The organism is Loigolactobacillus rennini DSM 20253 (assembly GCF_001436505.1).
Lineage (GTDB): Bacteria > Bacillota > Bacilli > Lactobacillales > Lactobacillaceae > Loigolactobacillus > Loigolactobacillus rennini.
In genome coordinates, this window is sequence record NZ_AYYI01000103.1 from 68,002 (window position 1) to 68,247 (window position 246).

2 tRNA genes are annotated in these 246 nt (G+C 53.7%); both read right to left on the minus strand.

Features of this window, described 5'->3' with window-relative positions:
• Positions 1-10 precede the first annotated feature (10 nt).
• Positions 11-100: transfer RNA gene (locus tag FC24_RS10770), tRNA-Ser, on the minus strand.
• A gap of 8 nt (positions 101-108) precedes the next feature.
• Positions 109-181: transfer RNA gene (locus FC24_RS10775), tRNA-Asn, on the minus strand.
• Positions 182-246 lie beyond the last annotated feature (65 nt).

Sequence of the window (246 nt, forward strand, 5' to 3'; positions counted from 1 at the left end):
GCAACGCTGACGGAGAGTAAGGGATTCGAACCCTTGATACAGGCAATACCCGTATACATGATTTCCAATCATGCTCCTTCAGCCACTCGGACAACTCTCCAAGTTCAACTCCGGCTGTCGGACTCGAACCGACGACATCCTGATTAACAGTCAGACGCTCTACCAACTGAGCTAAGCCGGAATAATTTAAGTGTGGCAGCGACCTACGCTGGCAGGGGGTGCTCCCCCAACTACCCTCGGCGCGAA